The organism is Glycomyces sp. NPDC050141, assembly GCF_055586545.1.
This window is the reverse complement of sequence record NZ_JBVJHZ010000007.1, coordinates 20058-40928: the sequence shown is the minus strand read 5'-3', so window position 1 is coordinate 40928 and position 20871 is coordinate 20058. Positions and strand designations below refer to the sequence as shown.

General features: G+C 70.7%; 22 protein-coding genes. 15 read left to right on the top strand and 7 right to left on the bottom strand.

Annotated elements, in window-relative coordinates:
• Window positions 1-99: 99 nt before the first annotated feature.
• The 4 genes from def to ACZ60M_RS06405 all read left to right on the top strand — a co-directional run bounded on the left by def (window position 100) and on the right by ACZ60M_RS06405 (window position 3168).
• Window positions 100-651, top strand: coding sequence for a peptide deformylase (gene def / locus ACZ60M_RS06420; protein WP_465415319.1), 552 nt, complete (start codon window positions 100-102; stop codon window positions 649-651).
• Between the two features lie 37 nt (window positions 652-688).
• Entirely contained in the window at window positions 689-1300 is a 612-nt protein-coding gene (locus ACZ60M_RS06415; protein ID WP_465415317.1) for a class I SAM-dependent methyltransferase, read from the top strand.
• 116 nt (window positions 1301-1416) lie between these two features.
• Entirely contained in the window at window positions 1417-1953 is a 537-nt protein-coding gene (locus tag ACZ60M_RS06410; RefSeq protein ID WP_465415315.1) for a tetratricopeptide repeat protein, read from the top strand.
• Between the two features lie 30 nt (window positions 1954-1983).
• Entirely contained in the window at window positions 1984-3168 is a 1185-nt protein-coding gene (locus ACZ60M_RS06405; protein ID WP_465415314.1) for an NUDIX domain-containing protein, read from the top strand.
• Window positions 3169-3240: 72 nt separating this feature from the next.
• On the opposite strand, the gene ACZ60M_RS06400 is transcribed toward ACZ60M_RS06405, so the two are convergent.
• The 3 genes from ACZ60M_RS06400 to ACZ60M_RS06390 all read right to left on the bottom strand — a co-directional run bounded on the left by ACZ60M_RS06400 (window position 3241) and on the right by ACZ60M_RS06390 (window position 5431).
• Window positions 3241-3789: a hypothetical protein gene (locus ACZ60M_RS06400; RefSeq protein WP_465415312.1), complete on the bottom strand. Its 549-nt coding sequence runs from the start codon at window positions 3787-3789 to the stop codon at window positions 3241-3243.
• Window positions 3790-3980: 191 nt separating this feature from the next.
• The gene (locus tag ACZ60M_RS06395) at window positions 3981-4769 is read right to left on the bottom strand and encodes an oxidoreductase (protein ID WP_465415310.1); all 789 of its coding nucleotides are present in this window, start codon (window positions 4767-4769) and stop codon (window positions 3981-3983) included.
• 86 nt (window positions 4770-4855) lie between these two features.
• Window positions 4856-5431: a TetR/AcrR family transcriptional regulator gene (locus ACZ60M_RS06390; protein ID WP_465415308.1), complete on the bottom strand. Its 576-nt coding sequence runs from the start codon at window positions 5429-5431 to the stop codon at window positions 4856-4858.
• Window positions 5432-5591: 160 nt separating this feature from the next.
• Here ACZ60M_RS06390 and ACZ60M_RS06385 point away from each other — a divergent pair, with 160 nt between their 5' ends.
• From ACZ60M_RS06385 to ACZ60M_RS06360, 6 genes are all read left to right on the top strand, one after another.
• Window positions 5592-6410, top strand: coding sequence for an HAD family hydrolase (locus ACZ60M_RS06385; protein WP_465415307.1), 819 nt, complete (start codon window positions 5592-5594; stop codon window positions 6408-6410).
• 162 nt (window positions 6411-6572) lie between these two features.
• Window positions 6573-8687: a GTP-binding protein gene (locus ACZ60M_RS06380; RefSeq protein WP_465415305.1), complete on the top strand. Its 2115-nt coding sequence runs from the start codon at window positions 6573-6575 to the stop codon at window positions 8685-8687.
• 156 nt (window positions 8688-8843) lie between these two features.
• A complete protein-coding gene (locus ACZ60M_RS06375; RefSeq protein WP_465415303.1) occupies window positions 8844-10169 on the top strand; it encodes a M14 family zinc carboxypeptidase in 1326 nt (441 codons plus the stop codon).
• A gap of 226 nt (window positions 10170-10395) precedes the next feature.
• Window positions 10396-11061, top strand: coding sequence for a hypothetical protein (locus ACZ60M_RS06370; RefSeq protein WP_465415301.1), 666 nt, complete (start codon window positions 10396-10398; stop codon window positions 11059-11061).
• A 158-nt stretch (window positions 11062-11219) separates the two neighbouring features.
• Window positions 11220-11459: a LapA family protein gene (locus tag ACZ60M_RS06365; RefSeq protein WP_465415300.1), complete on the top strand. Its 240-nt coding sequence runs from the start codon at window positions 11220-11222 to the stop codon at window positions 11457-11459.
• 85 nt (window positions 11460-11544) lie between these two features.
• Complete coding sequence (locus ACZ60M_RS06360; protein ID WP_465415299.1) at window positions 11545-12360, top strand: HAD family hydrolase; 816 nt, start codon at window positions 11545-11547, stop codon at window positions 12358-12360.
• Window positions 12361-12439: 79 nt separating this feature from the next.
• Here the strand turns inward: ACZ60M_RS06360 and ACZ60M_RS06355 are convergent, their stop codons facing one another.
• Together ACZ60M_RS06355 and ACZ60M_RS06350 are read right to left on the bottom strand one after the other, a co-directional pair.
• Window positions 12440-13219 (bottom strand): class I SAM-dependent methyltransferase, encoded by a 780-nt coding sequence (locus tag ACZ60M_RS06355; RefSeq protein ID WP_465415297.1) that lies wholly within the window; start codon window positions 13217-13219, stop codon window positions 12440-12442.
• Between the two features lie 186 nt (window positions 13220-13405).
• On the bottom strand, window positions 13406-15805 hold the full coding sequence (locus tag ACZ60M_RS06350) for an autotransporter-associated beta strand repeat-containing protein (RefSeq protein ID WP_465415295.1): 2400 nt from the start codon (window positions 15803-15805) through the stop codon (window positions 13406-13408).
• Between the two features lie 244 nt (window positions 15806-16049).
• Here ACZ60M_RS06350 and ACZ60M_RS06345 point away from each other — a divergent pair, with 244 nt between their 5' ends.
• Together ACZ60M_RS06345 and ACZ60M_RS06340 are read left to right on the top strand one after the other, a co-directional pair.
• Entirely contained in the window at window positions 16050-16730 is a 681-nt protein-coding gene (locus tag ACZ60M_RS06345; RefSeq protein WP_465415293.1) for an NAD(P)H-binding protein, read from the top strand.
• A 72-nt stretch (window positions 16731-16802) separates the two neighbouring features.
• Window positions 16803-17729 carry an aminoglycoside phosphotransferase family protein gene (locus tag ACZ60M_RS06340; RefSeq protein ID WP_465415291.1) on the top strand — a complete coding sequence of 309 codons (927 nt, stop codon included), beginning with the start codon at window positions 16803-16805 and terminating at the stop codon, window positions 17727-17729.
• A 116-nt stretch (window positions 17730-17845) separates the two neighbouring features.
• Here ACZ60M_RS06340 and ACZ60M_RS06335 read toward each other — a convergent pair whose 3' ends face one another.
• Entirely contained in the window at window positions 17846-18094 is a 249-nt protein-coding gene (locus ACZ60M_RS06335; protein ID WP_465415289.1) for an SCO4848 family membrane protein, read from the bottom strand.
• Window positions 18095-18429: 335 nt separating this feature from the next.
• Between ACZ60M_RS06335 and ACZ60M_RS06330 the strand changes: the two genes are divergently transcribed.
• The gene (locus ACZ60M_RS06330; protein ID WP_465415287.1) at window positions 18430-18627 is read left to right on the top strand and encodes a hypothetical protein; all 198 of its coding nucleotides are present in this window, start codon (window positions 18430-18432) and stop codon (window positions 18625-18627) included.
• A 9-nt stretch (window positions 18628-18636) separates the two neighbouring features.
• Here ACZ60M_RS06330 and ACZ60M_RS06325 read toward each other — a convergent pair whose 3' ends face one another.
• A complete protein-coding gene (locus ACZ60M_RS06325; RefSeq protein ID WP_465415285.1) occupies window positions 18637-19086 on the bottom strand; it encodes a MarR family winged helix-turn-helix transcriptional regulator in 450 nt (149 codons plus the stop codon).
• Window positions 19087-19249: 163 nt separating this feature from the next.
• Between ACZ60M_RS06325 and ACZ60M_RS06320 the strand changes: the two genes are divergently transcribed.
• Complete coding sequence (locus tag ACZ60M_RS06320; RefSeq protein ID WP_465415283.1) at window positions 19250-20125, top strand: NAD(P)-dependent oxidoreductase; 876 nt, start codon at window positions 19250-19252, stop codon at window positions 20123-20125.
• A gap of 33 nt (window positions 20126-20158) precedes the next feature.
• Window positions 20159-20851: a type 1 glutamine amidotransferase domain-containing protein gene (locus tag ACZ60M_RS06315; protein WP_465415282.1), complete on the top strand. Its 693-nt coding sequence runs from the start codon at window positions 20159-20161 to the stop codon at window positions 20849-20851.
• Window positions 20852-20871: the final 20 nt, after the last annotated feature.

The following is a 20871-nucleotide window of genomic DNA, read 5'->3' as shown; positions in this document are numbered from 1 at the left end:
CTTGCAATAGCGGGGCGGATGTGTGACATGTGATATGCCACCGCCTCGTGACAGGACCCAGCCCAAGAGGGAGACCGATTGGCGGACAAGGAGACACCGGTGCCCGACCACGAACACGACGCGCCCGAGCCCACCCCCGGCGGGCACGGCACCGCGCGCCCGATCACGCGGTACGGCGAACCCGTGCTGCACCGCGCCTGCAAACCCGTCGAGGCCTTCGACGACGATCTGGCGGCGCTGATCGAGGACATGTTCGCGAGCATGTACGCGGCCGACGGGGTCGGCCTGGCGGCCAACCAGATCGGCGTGGACGCCCGGGTGTTCGTGCTCGACTGCGACGACGCCGACGGCGAGCGCACCGTGGCCGCCGTCGTCAACCCGGTGCTCACCCTCCCGCCCGCGCCCCGCGAGCTCATGGTCGGCGACGAGGGCTGCCTGTCGGTGCCCGGCGCGTTCGAGGACACCCCGCGCGCGACCACCGCCGTCGTCGAAGGGTTCGACGGCGACGGCAAACCGGTGCGCATCGAGGGCACCGGCACCCTGGCCCGCTGCCTCCAGCACGAGTACGACCACCTGGAGGGCACCGTCTACGTCGACCGGCTCCCCAAGAAGGCCCGCAACCGCGCCCTCGCCGAAGCCGGCCTCCGCTAGACCCCGGCTGTCGCACCCCTCTGGCATCATCGGTCGCATGGACTACGGAGCGCTCAAAGAGGAACTGCGGCAGTCGTACGACGCCGAGGCCGAATCCCGCGAAGGCATGGCCGACGCCCCCTGGAAGGCCTTGGAGCGCAACCGCTTCAAGGCCCGGCTCCCCGAATCGGCACGCCTGCTGGAGATCGGCGCCGGGCACGGTGTCAGCGGCCGGTTCTTCGCCGACGAGGGCTTCGCGGTCACCTGCGTCGACCTCTCGCCCGAACTCGTCGCGCACTGCCGGGCCAAGGGCCTCGACGCGGCCGTGATGGACTTCAGCGACCTCCAGTTCGAGGACGCGTCCTTCGACGCCGTGTTCGGCATGAACTGCCTCCTGCACGTCCCGAAGGCCGAACTCCCCGGCGTGCTCGCCGAAGTGCGCCGCGTCCTCGCCCCCGACGGATGGTTCTACTGGGGACAGTACGGCGGCCAGGACTTCGAAGGCGTCTGGGAGGGCGACCGGTACGAACCGAAGCGATTCTTCTCGTTCTTCACCGCCGGACGCATCGAAGCCCTCGCCGCCGAGCACTTCGAGCCCGTCGAAACCCGCCACATACCACTCGAATCGGACATCGACCAGTACCAGGGGCTCATCCTCCGCCGCCCCTGAGTCCGCCGAGCTACCGTTGATGCGGGGCTTGGGGCTGGGCAAACGCCCGGCCCCGCTCTATCCTCGCCTCAGGCCGCCTCACGGCCCATCCCAGGCGCGGAACGGGGGACACGCCATTGTCTACTGAGCAGCAGCAGATCGCCGAACTCATCGCCATCGGCAACGACGGGCGCATGTACGCGACCGAACCCGACCGGCTGCGTCGGCTCGTGCGCTACGAGCTCAACCGCGAAGACCGCCTCGCCCAGCCCGACCTGCGGCAAGCGGGCGTCGGCCTCATCGCCCTGGGGGAGTACGCCGAGGCGCAGCGGGTCCTCGCCGTCGCCCTCGACCGCGCCGCGACCGCCCGCCAGCGCGTCGCGTCCCTCATCAACCTCGGCGACGCCCACCGCTACCCCGGCGAGCTCGCCGCCGCCGAACCGCTCTACGAGCAGGCCATCGAGATCGCGCAGGCCGAGAGCCCCAACTCCCTCCACTTCGCACTGCAGCACTACGGCAAGCACCTCATCGACGCCCGCCGCCCGCACCTCGCCGTCGAAGTCCTCACCGAAGCGCTCCTCATGCGCCGCAAGCTCGGCGACCCCGCCCTCATCGCCTCGACACAGCAGGCGCTGAGCAACGCCCGCGCGGCGGTCGGACAGCGTACGATCTGACCCTCCCGCACCGCCGAGCACAGGAGCGCCATGACGACGAACCCCACTGCCGACGCGAACCCCGGGCGGCACGAGGCGATCGGGCTCGCCCGCATCGCCGACATGCTCCGCGCCGAAGCCGCCAACGGCCTCTACTGGGGCGCCGACCCCGGAGAGGAGACCCGCCTGCGGGAGCTGCGCGACTACGCTGCCGCGCTCCTCGCCCTCGTCGACCACCGCCCCTACGAGGCGATCCGGGCGGTCTTCGCGACCGACGGCAAACTGCGGACCCCCATCCCCGGCACCGAGTTCCGCATCGACTGCGGCGACGGCACGCGGCTCGTGCACCGCCGCCGCTTCCGCACTGACACCCTCGCTCAGCGCCTCGCCGCTACCGCCGCCGCCCTCGGGGCCGACGTCCCCGCCGAACCGGCCGCCATCGCCGACACCGACCTCGCGGACCTGCCCTGCCCGCACACCTACCTGCTCGTCTACGAGTGCACGACCGGCCTCGACGCCGAAACCGCCGCCAAGCTCCTCGAACCGGCCGACACCGACCTCGACGGCGACCTGCCCACTTACGCCCCCGCCGCCAGCGCCGTCGTGCGCGAACGTGAGCCACTGCGTGTCTCGACGGAGGCCAAAGCGATCCTCGACGCCGTCGCCGATCTGGCGAAGGCCGCCCTCGCGGACGCGACGAGCCCGTACTCGGTCGAACGCCACCACCGCGTCGCCGCCCACTGCGAACGGACCATGGCGGCCGACCTCGCCTACCCGCGCATCGACTGCGGCGACCTCGCCGCCGACATGATCTCGACCGGCGCCGACGCCGCGGTCTTCGACGACGAGGGCCGCGTCCTCGTCATCCAGCGCACCGACACCGGCCAGTGGGCCGTGCCCGGCGGCGGCGCCGAGGTCGGCGAACCGGTCGGCCTGGCCGCGGTCCGCGAAGCGTCCGAGGAGACCGGCCTCGACGTCGAACTCACGGGCCTGTCCTGGGCGTTCGACAAGCGGGACACGAATCTCGGCGACAGCCGCATGCCGATGATCATGAGCTTCACCGCCTGCCGGACGGACCCGGACCAGGCCATCCGGCTCGCCCCGCTCGAAGCCTCCGACCACCGCTGGATGACCGAGGCCGAAGCCCTGGCCGCCGCGAACGGACCGGTCGCCGACCTGTTCAAGGGCCACGAACTGCGCATCCCCGTCGCCTTTCAGCGTCACAAGGCCCTGTAGCGCAACGGGAGGGCCCGGCAGCCGATCGGCCGCCGGGCCCTCCCGTCGCTCAGCCTCTGAAGATCAGGCCTGTCAGATCAGGCCGGCGCAGGAGACCTCGACCGCCTCGAGCGCCGCGGTCTCCTCCTCCGAACCCGCAGGGGTGGCGTAGTACTCGTTGAGGTCGTCGATGCACGCCTGCAGCGTCTCCGCCTCGGCGGCCGGACCCTCCAGCTCCGACACCTGCGCCTGGGCCGCTTCGAGGTCGTCTTCCAGCTGCGAGATCTGCTCGTCTCGGTCGGCGACCCGCGCCTCGACGTCCTCCAGGTCGCCGGTGGCGCTGAGCCACAGCGCGATCGACACGACGGCCCCGGCGAGCGCGATCGCCATGAGGGTGGCGAGGATCGCCACTACCGGCGACTTGCGGGGCGCGGCGGGGGGCGGCTGCAGGAGCGGCTGCGTCCCGTACGCGGGCTGGGACGGGACCGGCGCCGTCGGCGGCGGCATCGACACCGGTGACTGGGGCGCGTACCCGGTGTCGTACTGCGGTTGCAGCGGCGAATAGGCGGGCGGCACGCTCTGCGGCGGCTGGGGGTCGCTCGGGCCGCCGAGGTTGTAGTGCGGAGGCGGGTTGTAGGCCATGATGGGGCTCCTTCAACGGAGGGTCGCAGTCCAGGGTAGAGCGGCCGTGCGAATCGACGGCACTACTAGTGTGACGACAGGGGACCGGGACTGGTCCCCGCCGTTACCCAAACTTGACATCACGGACCCGCAACGGCTGGGTCTGGAGTGGAGCAGGCGGGCGCGTGCGGCCCCGCGCCCGCCGTGCACCGCTACGCGGCCTTGAGGGTGCCGCCGTCGATCACGTGGTCGGCGCCGTGGATGTTCGCCGCCCGGTCCGAGAGCAGGAACGCCACGAGGTCGGCGACCTCCTCGGGCTCGCCGATGCGCCCCGAGGCGATGCCGAACTGGGCCGGGATCGCCTCGAGGAGGTCGCCGTGCGCGACGCCGTAGGCCTCGGCCACCTTGCCGCCGAAGCGCTTCTCGTCGCGCCACAGCGAGGAGCCGATGACGCCGGGCGAGACCGTGTTGACCCGCACGCCCTGCGGCGCGAGCTCCTCGCTGAGCCGCTTGGAGAAGGCCGTCAGTGCGGCCTTGGCCTCGCTGTAGCCGATCGGGCCGACGGCCGGGAGGTACTTGTTGACCGAGGAGACGTTCACGATCGCGCCCCGGCGCTCGATGATGCCCGGCAGCGCGGCCTTGGTGGTCCACACGGCGCTGAACAGGTTGAGGTTGAAGACCTCCTGCCACTGCTCGGCGGGGATGTCGAGGAAGCCGCCGATGACCAGGCGGTCGGCGTCGCCGCCGCCGACGTTGTTGACGAGCAGGTCGATCCCGCCGACCGCGCTCGCGGCCTCGGCGACGATCCGCTCGGCGCCTTCCCGGGTGGACAGGTCGGCACTGACCGTCGCCGCGGCGGCCTTCTCCAGCTGGGGGGTGACGGTGCGGGCGGCGCCGACGACGCGGACGCCCTCGGCCGCAAGGGCCTCGGCGATCGCGAGGCCGATGCCGCGGCTGGCCCCGGTGACGAGGGCGGTCTTGCCGGTGAGTCCGAGTTCCATGGGTGTTGCCTTCCGATCGTTCTTGAACTTGAGGTCAAAAATTGGGGCCGAAAAAACGCCCCCGCACGGGGGCGCGTTCGCCGCGTTCAGAACCCGGCCACGGCCGAGTCGATGATCCGGTGCAGCACCGGGCGGTCGTGGGTCTGCGTCATCACGCGCAGCCCGACGACGGTGTTCATCAGGAAGTGCGCCTGGACCTCCGCGTCGACCGACTTCGCGACGTCGCCGTCGCGCTGGCCCCTGCGGAGCCGCTCGGCGAACAGCCGGATGGTCTCGTTCGTCATCCGCCGCACCGACTCGGTCGCCTCGGGGTCCTTGCCGCCCAGTTCGAGAGCGGTGTTGGCCGCGAGGCAGCCGCGCGGCGCTGGCAGGCTCAGGTCGGTCTCGATCAGGAGCACCAGGTAGGCGCGGAGGCGCTCCTTGGCGGTGCCCGGCTCGTTCAGGAAGGCCTCGGTCATCTCGGACCCGGCCCGCCCGTACAGGTCGAGCGCCTTGCCGAACAGCTCCCGCTTGGAGCCGAACGCGTGGTACAGGCTGCCCTTGCCGACGCCGGTGGCTTCGGCGAGGTCCGCGGGGGAGGTCCCCGCGTAGCCCTTGGTCCAGAACGTCTCCATCGCCTGCGCGACGGCCGCGTCCGGTTCGAAGTTCTTCGGCCTGCCCATGTCCGGAACCCTACACTATTCTTGACTCACAGGTCAATAACGGGGGTCCCGGTTCGCTCGACGCGATAAACCCGCTGGTGCGCAAGGGGTCCGAACGGATGCGGTGATCGTGCCGCTTCGTACGGTTGCCGCACTTGCCGGGCCGGGCGATACTGGAACCGTGCTCAAGCCCCTCGTCATCGCCTCCGATCTGGACGGCACCCTCCTCGCCCCGGACGGTGCCCTGTCCGAGCGGACCCGCGACGCGCTCGCGGCCGCCCGCGCCGACGGGATCGCGGTCGTCGCCGTCACCGCCCGCACCCCTTACGGCGTCGACATGCTGCCCGACCTCCTGCCGTACCTCGACGGCGCGGTCTGCGCGAACGGCGCGATCGTCTACGACCCCGCCACGCACCGCATCCGCATCCTCCGCTCGATCCGGATCTCCCTGGGCCGCAAAGTGGTCGCCGCGATCGCCAAGCGCCTGCCCGACGCGGTGTTCGCCGTCGAGAACGGCGTCGGCATCGTCGGCGAGGAGGGGTACCGCGCGCTCGTCGGCGGCTCCAACTGGGAGTTCGCGCCCGACACGGACGCGGTCTTCAAGCGCGCCAAGCGCGCCGTGAAGATCAAGGTCTACTGCGCCGAGCGCACCGGCGAGGAGATGGCCGCCGCCGTCGAAGGCGCCGACCTCGGCGGGCTCGCGATGTGCCACTGGGGCGACTTCGGGATGCTCGACCTCAATGCGCGCGGCGCTGACAAGGCGTTCGGGCTCGCCACCTGGTGCAAGGACCGCCGGGTCGGGCCCGACGCGGTGGTCGCGTTCGGCGACATGCCGAACGACGTGCCGATGCTCGCCTGGGCGGGCCGCTCGTACGCGATGGGCGACGCCCACCCCGAGGCCGTCGCCGCCGCGACCGGCCGGGCCGCCACGAACGCCGAGGACGGTGTCGCCCAGATCATCGAAGGGCTCCTCGACAACGACACCGCGGCCGCCGCCTAGGCCGGCGCCGCATCCGGAATAACCCGTTGCGCGGCTCCGCCCGGTCTGCTGGACTGGGCGCAGCCGCGGCACCGCCGCGCGCCCGTCGAAGAGGAGCCGGTATGCGCCAACAGTTCATGTCATTCGAGAAACGTCACCACGAACTCAAGGACATGACTGCTGTTGCGCACGCTCAATCTCGGAATCCTCGCCCATGTCGACGCCGGTAAGACCAGCCTGACCGAGCGGCTCCTCCAAGCCGCTGGGATCATCGACGAGGTCGGCAGCGTCGACGCGGGCAGCACCCGCACCGACTCGCTCGACCTCGAACGCCGCCGGGGCATCACCATCAAGTCCGCCGTCGTCTCGTTCGACCTCGGCGGCACCGCAGTGAACCTCGTCGACACGCCCGGCCACCCGGACTTCATCGCCGAGGTCGAACGGGTCCTGAACCTGCTCGACGGCGCGGTGCTCGTCGTCTCGGCCGTCGAAGGCGTCCAGGCCCAGACCCGCGTCCTGTACCGGGCCCTCCGCCGCCTCGGCGTCCCGACCCTGGTGTTCGTCAACAAGATCGACCGCTCCGGCGCCCGCACGGCATCGCTCCTGCGCGACCTCGCCGCGAAGCTCGACCCGGCCATGGTCGCAATGGACACCGTCGACGCCCTCGGCACCCCCGCTGCCCAGAGCGTGCCGCGCGTCCACAACGCGACCTACGCCGAGGAGGTGCTCGAAGCACTCCTCGACGAGGACCTGCTGAACGCCTACCTGGCCGAAGGCGACTCCTCCGCAGGTGCCGCTACCTCGGCGAACTCCAGTGGTATGTCACATGTCGCACGTGACGCGGCACTGTCCACCAGCCCGGAACCGGCCTTCGACCCGGTGCTGCGTGACGCGGCACAGCCTCTCGGCTCGGCACCGTCCTACGCCCCGGCACTGTCCGCCGCGTTCGCCGAACGCGTCGCGCAAGCCCAGGCCCACCCGGTCCACTTCGGGTCGGCGATCACCGGCGCAGGCGTTGAAAGCCTCATCGACGGCATCCGCCGCTTCCTGCCCGGCTCGGAAGGCGACCCGGCAGCGCCCCTCTCCGGCACGGTGTTCAAAGTCGAGCGCGGCCCGGCGGGGGAGCGGATCGCCTACGCCCGCCTGTTCTCCGGCAGGATCGCGGTGCGCGACCGTGTGCGCCTCAGCGGCGGCCGCGAAGCCAAAGTGACCGGCATCAGCGTTTTCGAGGACGGCACCGACCGCCCGCGCCTGCGCGCCGAAGCGGGCCGCATCGTGAAGCTCCGCGGCCTGGGCGAGGTCCGGATCGGTGACGCGATCGGGGAGCCGCCGAAGCTCCGCACCGAGCAGTTCCTGCGTCCAGCACTGGAGACCGTGGTCGCGCCCGTCCGCGAACCCGACCGGCCCGCCCTCCACGCGGCGCTCACCCAACTGGCCGAACAGGACCCGCTCATCGGCCTGCGCCACGACGAGGCCCGCCGGGAACTCTCGGTCTCGCTCTACGGCGAGGTCCAGAAGGAGGTCATCGGCGCGACCCTCGCCGAGGAGCACGGCCTGGAGGTCGCCTTCCGCGAGTCCACCGCAATCTGCGTCGAGCGCGTCACGGGCACCGGCGCGGCGGCCGAGGTGATCGCCAAGGCCCCCAACCCGTTCCTGGCCACCGTTGGCCTGCGCGTCGAACCTGCCAGCGGCTCAGGCATCGAATTCCGACTCGGCGTGGAGCTGGGCTCGATGCCGTTCGCGTTCTTCAAAGCCGTCGAGGAGACCGTCCACGACACGCTCCGTGAAGGCCTGCACGGCTGGCAGGTCGAAGGCGCCGTCGTCACCATGACCCGGTCGGGCTACTGGGCCCGGCAGTCCAGCGCCCACGGCGGCTTCGACAAGAGCATGTCGAGCACCGCGGGGGACTTCCGGAACCTCGTCCCGCTCGTGCTCGCCGAGGCCCTCCGCGAAGCGGGCACCGTCGTGTGCGAACCATTGCACCGCTTCCGGATCGAGCTGCCCGCTGCCGACCTCGGCGGCGTGCTCGCCGCGCTCGCGAAGCTCCGCGCCGTGCCCGAACCGCCCGAGCTCGACGGCGGCCGCTGCACCCTCGAAGGCACGATCCCGGCCGGGGCCGTCCACGGGTTCGGCCAGCGCCTCCCGGGCCTGACCAGCGGCGAAGGCGTCCTTGAAAGCGTCTTCGAGCGGCACGAGCCGGTGTGCGGCGCCGTGCCGTCCCGGCCGCGGACCGACGCGAACCCGCTCGACCGGGACGCCTACCTGCTCTCGCTGACGCGCCGCGTGACCGGTCCGTAGACCACTGCGCCACCGAACACTCCGAAGTGGAATCCATTGTGTCCCAATATGTTGCGTATTTACGGAGTTGGGCAGGAAATGTATGATTAAGATCCCTTGACCGCCCCTTCGTCCCGTCGGCACCCCGGCGGGACGAGAAGCGAACGGACACAGCACATGAAACGAAGGCTCGTCACCGCGAGCATCGCGCTGGGAGTCGTCGCGGCCGCCACCGGCGCCGCCACCCTGACCGCCCAAGCCGATCCGGTCGAACCCGCGGGCAGCGAACCCGCCACCTGGGCCGTCCCGCGCCTCACCGCCGACGAAGCGGCCGAACTCGAAGCACTCGGTTTCACCCTCGCCCACGACCACGGCAGCGAATCCCACATCATCGGCGACGACACCCTCGCCGCCGAAGCCCGCGAACTCGGCTACGACCCCGAGTTCGTCGACACCGTCTACAAGGAACTCCCCGTCACCGCCCAGCAGGAGGGCACCTACTACGGCGGCTACCGCACCGTCGACTCCTACGAGGCCGACCTCCAGGCGATCGCCGACGCCAACCCCGACCTCGCCAGCCTCCGCGACATCGGCGACTCCTGGCTCAAGACCCAAGGCCAAGGCGGCCACGACGTCTACGCCATCTGCCTCACCAAGATCGCGGCGGGCGACTGCGAGACCGACCCGGACTCGGCCAAGCCCCGGTTCTCCCTCATCGCCCAGATGCACGCCCGCGAGATCGCCACCGGCGAGGTCGCCTTGCGCTGGATCGAGAAGCTCGTCGACGGCTACGGCACCGACGCCGAAGTCACCGAGCTCATGGACACCACCGAGATCTGGGTCGTGCCCGTCGCCAACCCCGACGGCGTCGACATCGTCGCCTCAGGCGGCAACGACCCGGTCCTCCAGCGCAAGAACGCCAACGACACCGACGGGAACTGCGGCGACAGCCTCGGCGTCGACCTCAACCGCAACTCCACCTTCGCATGGGGCGACGACTCCACCAACCCCTGCTCGGAGACGTTCCAGGGCTCCTCGGCCGGGTCCGAACCCGAGACGCAGGCCGTCGAGGACTGGCTCCGCGCCCTCCACCCCGACCAGCGCGGCGAGAACCCCCAGGACGCCGCGCCCGACGACGCCCGCGACGTGTTCATCACCCTGCACTCCTACGGCGAGTACATCATCGTCCCGTGGGGCTACACCTCCGATGCGGCCCCGAACGACGCCGGACTCCGCGCCCTCGGCAAAGCCATGGCGGACTCCAACGGCTACTTCGTCGGCACCAACGACGACACCGTCGGCTACAGCACCAGCGGCACCACCGACGACATGGCCTACGGCGAACTCGGCGTCGCCTCCTTCACCTTCGAGATCGGCCCCGACACCGGCCGCTGCGGCGGGTTCTTCCCCGCCTACAGCTGCGTCGACAGCACCCTCTGGCCCGAGAACGAGGGCGCGCTCATGACCGCCGCCCAAGCCGCCGCCGCACCGTACGCGAGCTAGCGGCAATCTGACGGATCGTCTGATCGCACGACCGGCCGCTTGCCGGTCATTTCGCAAGGCCGCCTCGGGTGCTCCCGGAGCGGCCTTGCACATGCCCTCCCCGCCCCTTCGACTTCCGGGAAAACGCCCGAAACGCCGTGCTGGTCCCAGACCGCCCATATAGTCCTGTGCGGACACTCAGCAGCGGTCGCTGCCTGCGGCCGCGCCGTACAGGAAACGGAGCAGCATGAACAGGAACGACACTCGCAAGACCGAGACCACCGCCCGCCGCCTCACTCGGCGCGCGATCGGCATCGCAGTTCCTGCGGCCCTCCTGGCCGCCGCGGCAGCGATGCCCGCCCAAGCAGAGCAGCCGGCCCAGGTGGCGCCCATCGTGACGCCGATCCCGATCAATATCCCAATCAACGTTCCGATCGCCAGCCACGGCGGCCAGATCACCATCGCCTCCGACGGCAGCGAGGCCGGGCAGTCGAAGACCTACGACCTCGGCCCGCTTGAAGGCCAGGCCAACCTCTTCGACAGGCCCGAGGGCGAGGGGCCCTGCGCCACGGATGTGCTGCTGCGCAGCCCGATCGGTGAGGAAGGCGACCTCGGGCAGGTGCAGATCACCTCGGTCGACCCGGAGCAGTCCACTGGCGGCGGCAGTGCGCCGGCCGCACACCAGTATGTGATCCAGATCGAGATCGAGAGCCTGCCGGGCGAGAAGAAGCCGGTGACCCTGGAGACCGCGCCGTTCAGCATGGTGCCAGGCGAAGCCGCAGACGGGGAGGCGTTCCCGCCGGTCAACCAGACTTACATGCTGCAAGAACCGGTGGCGTTCTACGGACCAGACGGCGAGGCCGCCGGCGAACTCGAGAAGTTCCCCGTGCTCGTCAACGGGTCGCCCGTCTGACCGGTAGTCAGCGACCGGACGCGGGCCCCGGCGGCATGGTGTTCAGCAGCAACGCGACACCGCCGGGACCCGGAATATCCCCGATCACCCGCCCGAAAGCGCCCAACCGTCCATACTGTCCGGACCACCCCGTTCACCGCAACGGAGAGGAGCGGGCCATGTCGTCCGACAACGCGGCTGAAGCCAAGGGCGGGAACACCATCCGCCGACTCATCATCGCGGGCGTGATCATCGCCCTCGCCGTCTGGTTCGTCCTCGCCAACACCGAGGAAGTGGCCGTCAAACTCTGGCTCGTCAAAGTCGAGACGCCCATGTGGATCATGATCAGCGTCGTCTTCATCGCCGGATGGGCCGTCGGCGCACTGCTGCGGCGCCGCTCCGCGAAGAAACGCGCCTGACACGGGACGCGGGCCGGACACCACCTCCGGCCCGCCACGCCTATCCCGGTTGCCCCGACACGCCCCCGACCCCGATACTCAACCGGTGCCCCTACCGAAACTCATCGCCACCGATCTCGACGGCACCCTGCTCGACAAGCAGGGCCGCCTCTCCGCACGCAACCAGAAAGCCCTCCAGGCCGCCCGCGAACGCGGCATCCTCACCCTCGCCGTGACCGCCCGGCCGCCCCGCGCGGTCCACCGCGTCCCCGAACTCGCCGCCGTCCTCGACGCCGCCCTCTGCTCGACCGGCTCCATCCGGTTCGACACCGCCAGCCAGACCGCCGAACTGCGCCACGCCATCCCGCTTCCGCTCGCACGCGAACTCCACCGGCAACTGCGCGCCGCGCTCCCCACCGCCGACTTCGCCATCGAGACCGGCGAAACCCTTCGCGTACAAGGGGAGTACTTCCAGGGCCTCCACCTCACCGACCCGTGGATCCAGGTCGCAGGCGACCACGACCTGTTCGCCGAGACCGAACCCGTCGTCGGCCTGCTCGCCCACGGCCCGGCCTCCACCACCGGCGAGGCGATGCACGAGGCCACCGCCCACATCGCGATACCCGGCGTGAGCCTGTGGCGCTGGGGCAGCTATCCCGAGATCGAATGCACCGATACCGAAGCGACCAAAGGCACCGCGCTGGCCGCCTGGTGCGCCGAGCGCGGCATCGCCGCCGAAGACGTGATCGCCTTCGGCGACATGCCGAACGACGTCTCGATGCTCGCCTGGGCGGGCCGCTCCTACGCGATGGCAGGAGGCCACGCGGAAGCCCGCGCCGCCGCGACCGACCGCGCCGAACCAGCAGCAGAGGACGGCGTAGCGAAGGCGATCGAAGCCCTTCTCGGCGACCAGGCCGCCTGAGCTGAAGCACACCAACACGATTGACGCGCCTCGCGCCCGTCGCTCGCGCTGGCCCGGTCGTAGGCCGCTCTCGCTGCGCCTACCGACACCGGTAGAAGACGACCGCCTTCTCGAACTCGAAGACGTCGTGATCGGCGAAGTGCGACTCCAGCTCCGCCGCCACCGCGTCGAAGACGCGATTGAAATCCGCGTCGCCGCAGTCGATATAGGACCGGATCGAGACGAGGTAGTCCATCAGCGGACCGGGCTCGGGCACCGACACCAGCCCTCGCTCTTCGAACCGCTCCACCGACTCGAACTCGGCCTCAAGGTACGCAGGCGCGTTGGCGGAGTCGAAGTTGCGCACCTCGGTCGAAGGGACCCACGCGTCGGGCCCGAGCACCGAGCGGATGGCATTGGTCCAGAGCGCGTACGGCACCGCCATGTCGTCGTCGGTGTTCGTGGAGACAAGGAGCGTTCCGCCGGGCCTCAGGACTCGCCGGAACTCGCCGACCGCCTTCGCGATGTCCGGCACATGGTACAGCATGTGCATCGCGAGCACCGCGTCGACGCTGCCGTCCGGGTAGGGGATCGCCTGGGCGTCGGCCGCCATGATCGGCGGCTCCACTTCGGCGAGCATCCCCGGCGCGGCGTCGATGCCCACGACCGTCGCGCCGGGGTGGTCGGCCCGCAGCCGCTTGAGGTAGCGGCCGTATCCGCAACCGACGTCGAGCACCAGCCCTAGGTCGGCGGGCAGGAGCCCGGCTGCGATGTCGACCGGGTCGATCTGGGGCTCGCGGTAGTCGTAGAGGCTCACACGGGCCTTGAGGTTGCCCGCGTGCGTGTAGTTGCCTTTGGTGCCTTCGGTATTGACGGCCATGCAAATACCTCTCTCCTCGTGGAGGACGCCGCGACGGCGTCCTCGCTGAGCGCGGCGGCGCTACAGGCGCGCCGCGGACGGAGCCGACAAGGCTAGCGCGACATTCGTGAAAACGCATACCCTTCGCCGCTCCCGGAGGCGCCGTTCCTGAAGTCGCCCTCAGGCGCCTTCAGGTCCGCTTCAGCCTCAGGCCTTCACTATTGGAAGCTCCATCGTGGCGTCGTCGGCCACCGCACCCCGGCGGCGCCACCGGAGCCACGCCAGCACACCGAGAGCGATGAGCAGGAGGAATATGAACCCACCGATCACATAGGCCCACCAGGGCAGCCCGGCCGCGCCGGGGCCGCCGCCCGCCGCTTCGGCGGCTGCCTGCGGCTCGTCGGTTCGGAGGACGACTCGGTCGGAGTCGTAGGCGATGCGGTAGGTCGTACCGCCGATCTCCAGCTCGGCGTCCTGTGCGAGGTTGCCGAAGGTGCCGGAGACACCGCCAGCGGCGGTGACGACGACGATCTCCTCGGGGAGCGCGCCGCCCTCCTCGTAGGCGACAGCCAGCGTCCCGTCGAGCGTGGCCGCGCCTCCGACCGTGAGCCCCCCGTTTGAGCCCACGGTCAGAGTCGAAGCCCCGCCGAGCGACAGGTCTCCGCCGACGCCGCTCGCGGCGTTGACCGTCAGGCCCTGTTCGACGACGAGGTCCCCGGCAAGCTCGGCACCGGCAGGAGCGACACTGCCGCCGTCAGCGCCCTGTGCGTCGTCGGCCTCAGCGGAGGCGCCGAGCGCCAGCACGCCCTCGGTGACAGTCCACGCTCCCGTGGCGCTGCTCGTGCCCGAGTACGTCCACGTGCCAGGGCCCGACTTCACCAGGCCGCCTTCGCCTTCGACTCCGCCCGCGTAGACGGTGTCGCCCGCACTGGCGATCGTGAGGCCGTCGCCGCCGAGCAGGACCGTGGCTCCGGCAACGCCGCTGAGGTCGGTGACCGTCTGGTCTTCGACCTGCGCGAGGTCGAGCACGGCGCTCTCGCCCGAGAGCGCGACGAACTCTGAGGCGGCCAGGTCGCCGCCGGTCAGAGCAAGTGTGCCGCCGGAGACCGTCGTCGGCCCGGTGTACTCGATGCCGCCGGTGAGCGTGAGCGGGGCCGAACCGGCCTGCTCGAGGCTGCCCGCGCCGCTGATGTTCGCAAGGTCGGTCTCGTGCTCGACGTTGGCGACCACCAGCGCGCCCTCGTCGACGATCGCGGTGCGCTCGCCGCCCGTGAGCAGCCAGCCGTCGCCGCCGTCCTCGCCCGCGCCGAGCCGCAGGACCGCGCCGGACTCGATCGTGGTGGCGCCGTCGTAGTGCTGCTGGTCGGCGAAGGTCACGTCGTTCCCCTCGGTACCCGCGATCGTGACATCGCCCCAGCCCGGCGCCGACATCGTGTCGTGGTAGATCCCGCCGCCGATCGGCGCATCGAGGCGGACCGGTCCGTTGTAGTCGAAGATGAGGTGCCCGCGCTGGTCGTGGTTGGCGCCGTGGAGGTTGATGTAGACCGTGTCGCGGTTGCCGGGCAGGAAGAACCGGTCGCCGGTGCCGTCGCCCCATTGGACCGTGGCACCCTCGATGTTGATGCCGCGCTTGTTGTGGTTGTGGGCGACGACCTCGTAGTTCAGCGCGGGGTCCGACAGCGAGGGGTCGGTGTCTGGGCCTGAGTCGGCCCACGAGTACTGGCCGGTCATGACGACCTTCGTGCCGTCGAGGGTCGAGTGGAAGTTGATGTCGTTGCCCCACTCGCGCGAGTAGAAGTCCATGGTCAGCACGGTCTCGTTGCCGCGCTGGTTGTTGACGATGAACGAGCCCTGGTTGAGGATCTTGTCGACGTCGGGCAGCCGGGACTGGTAGGCGCGGTCGGAGAAGTGGATGCCGGTGCCGTTGTAGATCGAGCCGGTGAAGGTGTGGTCGCCCGCGAGCGCGAGCCCGTCCCAGGTGTTGCGCGGCTGGACGAGCGAGCCGGAGCCGGAGAGGTTGCCGGGGTGGTAGCGGGCCCCGTGGATCGCGACGATGAGGGTGCCGTCGATCCGGTGGTTGAGGGCGTTCCACGCGAAATCGGGCGTGGCGTAAGGGTAGTGGCCGATGAGGCCGGTCGCGCCGGTGCCGTCGCCGTACTGGAGGGTCGCTCCGGCTTCGATGGTCACGGCGGGCGGGTCGGGGTCCTTGATGCGGCTCCACCGCCACGGCTCGCCGACGGTCTCGACGGTCTGGGTCTGGCGGTCCTCGGGGATGCTGAAGTCGGAGTCGGCGGTGAGGACGAGCGTGCCGGTGCCGCTGATGGTGAGCGTGCCGACGCCGGAGAAGCGCCCGCCGTAGGTGACGGTCTCGCCGCTGCCGAGGTTGACGACCGCGTCGCCGTCGAGGACGACGTCCTGTCCCGCCCGGATCTGACCGGTGATGTCGGTGGCCGCCTGTGCCGGGTCGGCGGTGAACGGAACGGTCAGGAACGCGAGTGCGGCGGCGAGGAGCAGGCGCGCCCACGCGGTGCGGCGCGGTGGCGGCGCGGGATCGCGCTGTCTCCTGGAAGGAGCATGCAGCGGTCCCAGGATGTGTGAATCCTTCACGATTCAACAAGCTACCCGGTGTTTTTCAGCGGTTCTCGGTGGGTGGTGCCGTTCGCGCCCGCGTTCCGGCAGTTGCAAGCGGCAGCCGGTGGCCGGGCCCGGCCGCACATGGCGGTGCGGTTCGCGCTCGTCTGCGGTGCGGCGAGCAAGAGCCCGACGGCGTGCGGCGACCCGATTCGCGAGGGCGGCTCCGGTGCGGCGCAGAGCGGCACGCGCCGCCGCGAGCCGGGTTAGGCTGGGCCGTATGCATGTCGTCATCGCCGGAGGGCACGGGCAGATCGCGCTGCGCCTGACCGAGATCCTGGCGGCCGAAGGGCATTCGGTCACCGGGCTCATCCGCAATCCCGACCACGCCGAGGACCTGACCGCGATCGGCGGGCGCCCCATCGTCCTCGACCTGGAGCAGGCCGATGTCGAGCACCTCGGCGGGCTCCTCGCCTCCGAGATGTACGAGGAGGTCGACGCCGTGGTGTTCGCCGCGGGCGCCGGCCCGGGCAGCGGCGCGGCCCGCAAGGACACCGTCGACCGGGCCGCCTCGGTCCTGCTCGCCGACGCGGCCGAACGCGCGGGCGTGCGCCGCTTCCTGCAGATCTCCAGTATGGGCACCGATACCGAGCCGGACCCGGCGCGCGGCGAGGTGTGGGCGGCGTACAAGGCGGCGAAGGCCGCTGCTGAGGAGGACCTGCGCGCCAGGGACCTCGACTGGGTGATCCTGCGGCCGGGTTCGCTCACGAACGACGCGCCGACCGGCCAGGTGCGCCTGGCCGAGCCGCCGTTGGGTCCGGGTGACGTCACCCGCTCCGATGTGGCCGCTGTACTGGCGGAACTCCTGCGCCGCCCGGCGGTGTCGCGCCTGGTCCTGGAGCTGCGGGGCGGTGACACCGCGGTTACCGAAGCGGTGGACGCGCTCGAATCGAAGGGCTGACCGGGCCGGTCCGCTTGGCTCCCATGCGTATGCGGATTGCGGCGGCAATCGGTGTTGCCCGATACTGTACCGATGCGATTCGGTGTGGTTCCCTCCTCGGTCCGCCGCGACGTCCTCGCCTGGCACGGCAGTGCCGGTCAGGACTGGCTCGACGGACTCCCCAAGACGGTCTGGCGTCTGCAGCGGTTGTGGTCGCTGCGGATGGACGGACCGCCCTACGGCGGCGGCAGCCACTCCTATGTGGTCCCGGTGCGGCGCGAGTCCGGCGAGCAGGCGGTCCTCAAGGTCATCTACCGCGACGGTGAGAACGCGGCCGAACCGACTGCGCTGCACCGGTACGCGGGCGACGGGGCGGTGCGCCTGCACGAGTACGACCCCGAGACGGGAGCGATGCTGCTGGAGCGGGCCGTCCCCGGCAACCGCCTCAAGTCGACCCGCTTCTTCGGCCACCGCACCCCGGAGGCGGCGTGGCGGCGCATCGGCATCGCCTGCGGCCTCTACCGGCGGCTGTGGCGGCCCATGGAGTCCGCCGACGGGTTCCCGGACCTCCCCGCGGCGACCGGGATGCTCGATCAGTGGCGGGAGGAGTACGGCGATCCGCGCGGCGACGCCCGGAAGGGCCCGGCCGCGTCCCGCCTCGACCTCGCCCTCGAGCTGTGCGACCGGCTGGCCGACCCGCCCGAGACCGGGATCGGCAACCGCGACACGCACCTGGGCAACATCGTCTCGGCCGAACGCGAACCGTGGCTCGTCATCGACCCCAAGCCGTACCTGGCCGAGCGGGCCTTCGACGGCGGCTACCTCTTGTTCATGCTGCAGCACCTCGGTCCGCACAGCGGCGCCGTCCTGCTCGACGCGGTGTCCGAGGGGCTCGGTGTCGACCGGGAGCGCCTGCGCGCCTGGGGCCTGCTGCGCGCCATCGACCATCTGACCGAGGCCGAGGGGGAGCGCGACCGCGCCGCCGCCGAGGCGACCGTGGCGGCGCTCGAAGCCGCGTGAGTATGCAGCGGCCGCGCGAATCGCGCGGCCGCTTTGGCTCGTTCGGGTGAATTGAGTCCGGTCGGATATCCGACTCATGGACGAGTCGTCCAGTCGCCGAATGCTCCTTTGGGGAGTCAGCCGCGCCGTGCGCGGCGGTCGGCCAGGAACCCGCGCAGACCGATCACGCCGATCGCGACGCCGAGCCCGAACGAGACGACTGAGAGTCCCAAGTGGACCCAGAAGTAGGCGGTCGGATCGCCCGCGGCGTCGAACGCCAGGCCGCTGACGTCCTCGAACAGGTTCTTCACGAAGGTCGTCCAGATGTAGACCGACCAGACACCGAAGGCGAGCAGGAACACCGAGACCGCGCGGCTGAGCTTCATGGCCCCAGTATCCGGCCGCCGGAACCGCGCGGCGTTCCGGGCACGGCGCACCGGTCGCCGGTCACCTCCGGGTCCCGATCGCGCCCGTTCCCGCGAGTGGTCCGCCCGAAGCGCCTACTATCCTGGGCTTTGCGGGCCCCGTGTCACTCTGTGCGGCAGTTGCGTGCATACCGTGGTCTGCGATGATGAAGACCAGAATGTCATCAATGCATGAAACGGCTGGCCCGGAGATGAGCGGAAACGACGAAGGCCCACTGCCGGACGGATATCCCGACCCGGGGGACGCGGGTTGGGCGCGTTTCGAGGATCTGGAACTCGCCGGGATACACATCAGAATGACGATCACCCCCGGCGACCGGATCGTGCAGCTGTGGGAGCTCGCTGACGAACACCCCGTCCGCTGGCTGGGGAACGTCTTCCGCGTCGAGTCCGAGCCGCCGGTCCTCTATCTCAACTTCCGCTTCAAGTCGCACTTCAACCGCGCGCAGTCCGACACTCTCGCCCGCACCGGCGCCAAGTTCTGGAAGGGCTGAGCCCCGCCTTCACTCCTTGCCGATGCGCTCCAACACTTCCACGAGCGGCGTGAACTCGGGGTTCTCCCGTGCCGCTTCAAGCGCTTCGGCCAGCGCCGCGTCGTGCGTCGGCGTCGCCTCCGCCAGCAACTGGCGCCCGGGCCCGGTGACGTCGGTGTAGATCCCGCGGCGGTCGTCGGCGCAGATGGTGCGCTGCAGCAGCCCCCGGTCCTCCATGCGGGTCACCAGGCGCGTGGTCGCGCTCTGGCTCAGCACGATCGCCTCGGCGACCTGGCGCATCTGCAGGTGCCTGCCCGGCGCCTGCCTGTCGAGGACGGTGAGCAGGGAGAACTCGCGTACGGACAGCCCGTGCGCGGCTTCGAGCCGCCGTTCGATGCGGTCGGCGATACCGTCGTGGAGCGCGGACAAGGCGCACCAGTGCTGGGCCAGCGCGGTACTGGGGGGCGGTGCTGTGCTCACGATGCTCCTCCGGTCGGTGCGGTCCGTGTCGGTAACAGTGTACAGCGATATACCGCACAGGCGAATAACCGTCGCTTGCATTAGTCGGCGTCTGCAAGTAATGTGGGTTTCGGCAGCACTGAGCACCGTGCACGCCCGCGAGGGCCTGCGGACAGGAGAACCGATGAGCGACAAGCCGACTGTGGCAGTCCTGGGCACCGGCATCATGGGGGCCGCCATGGCCCGCAACCTCGCCCGCGCCGGGCACGAGGTCACCGCCTGGAACCGCAGCCGCGGCAGGGCCGAACCGCTCGCCGCCGACGGCGTCCGCATCGCCGACACCCCCGCCGAAGCCGCCACCGGCGCCGAAGTAGTCGTCACCATGCTCCACGACGGCCCCGCCGTGCTCGACGTCATGCGCCAGGCCGCCCCCGCCCTGCGCCCCGGCACCCGCTGGATTCAGTCGACCACCGCGGGCATCGAAGGCATCGCCGACCTCGCCGCCTTCGCAAGCGAACACGGCCTCGTCTTCTTCGACGCCCCCGTCCTCGGCACCCGCGAACCGGCCGAGGCCGGCAAGCTCACCGTCCTCGCTTCCGGGCCCAATGAGGATGCGGCCGCGAACGCCGTGTTCGACGCCGTCGGCGCCAAGACCGTGTGGACCGGCAGCGACGGCGCCGACGGCACCGCTTCGCGGCTCAAGCTCGTCGCCAACAGCTGGGTCTTCGTGCTCACCCACGGCATCGGCGAAGTCCTCGCGCTCGCCGAAGGCCTTGGCGTCGACCCGCAGCGGTTCTACGAGCTCATCGAGGGCGGCCCACTGGACGCCGGATACGCCCGCGTCAAGGGCGGCCTGATCCTCGGCGGCGACACCGCGAACACCAGTTTCGGCCTGGACACCGCCGAGAAGGACGCCCGGCTCATCGTCGAGGCCGCCCGCGCGAACGGCGTACGCCTCGACCTGGGCGAGGCCGGGGTCGAGCGTTTCCGCCGCGCCTCCGCGAAGGGGCACGGCGGCGAGGACATGGCCGCGTCCTACTTCGCGAGCTTCACCGACTAGCAAGCACCGCAACAAGAACGTAAAGGAATCCCTGTGGCGAAGATCCTGTTTGTCATGACCGGGGCGAGCGCGTGGACGCTCAACGACGGCACCGCCCACACCACCGGCTATTGGGCCGAAGAAGCCGTAGTCCCGCTCGAGGCGTTCGCGCACGCCGGGCACGAGGTCACCGTGGCCACCCCCGGCGGCGTCGTCCCGCCCGTTGACCCGTCCAGCCTCACCGACGAGGCCAACGGCGGCACCGAGACCGCTGCCCACTTCCGCACCGTCGTCGCCTCGGCCGCCGAGTTCGCCAAGCCCGTCGACCTCCACGATGTCGACCTCGCCGAGTTCGACGCCGTGTACGTGCCCGGCGGGCACGGCCCCATGGAGGACCTGGCCGTCGACGCCGCATCCGGCCGCCTGCTCGCCGCAGCGCTGCGCGCGGGCACACCGGTCGGCCTGGTCTGCCACGGCGTGGCCGCGGCCCTCGCCGCCGAGGACGACGGCGCGAACGCGTTCGCGGGATACCGCGCCACCGGGTTCACCAACGCCGAAGAGCGGCTCGCCCACCTGGCCGACAAGGCCCCGTGGCTGCTGCAGGACCGGCTCGAAGCCGCCGGGGTCGCGTTCGTCGCCGCCGACCCGTTCACCTCGCATGTCGAGGTCGACCGCAACCTCGTCACCGCCCAGAACCCGCAGTCGTCCGCCGCCGCGGCCGACGCCCTCCTCGCCCTCATCGGCTAGCACCCGAAACCTCAAGGGAG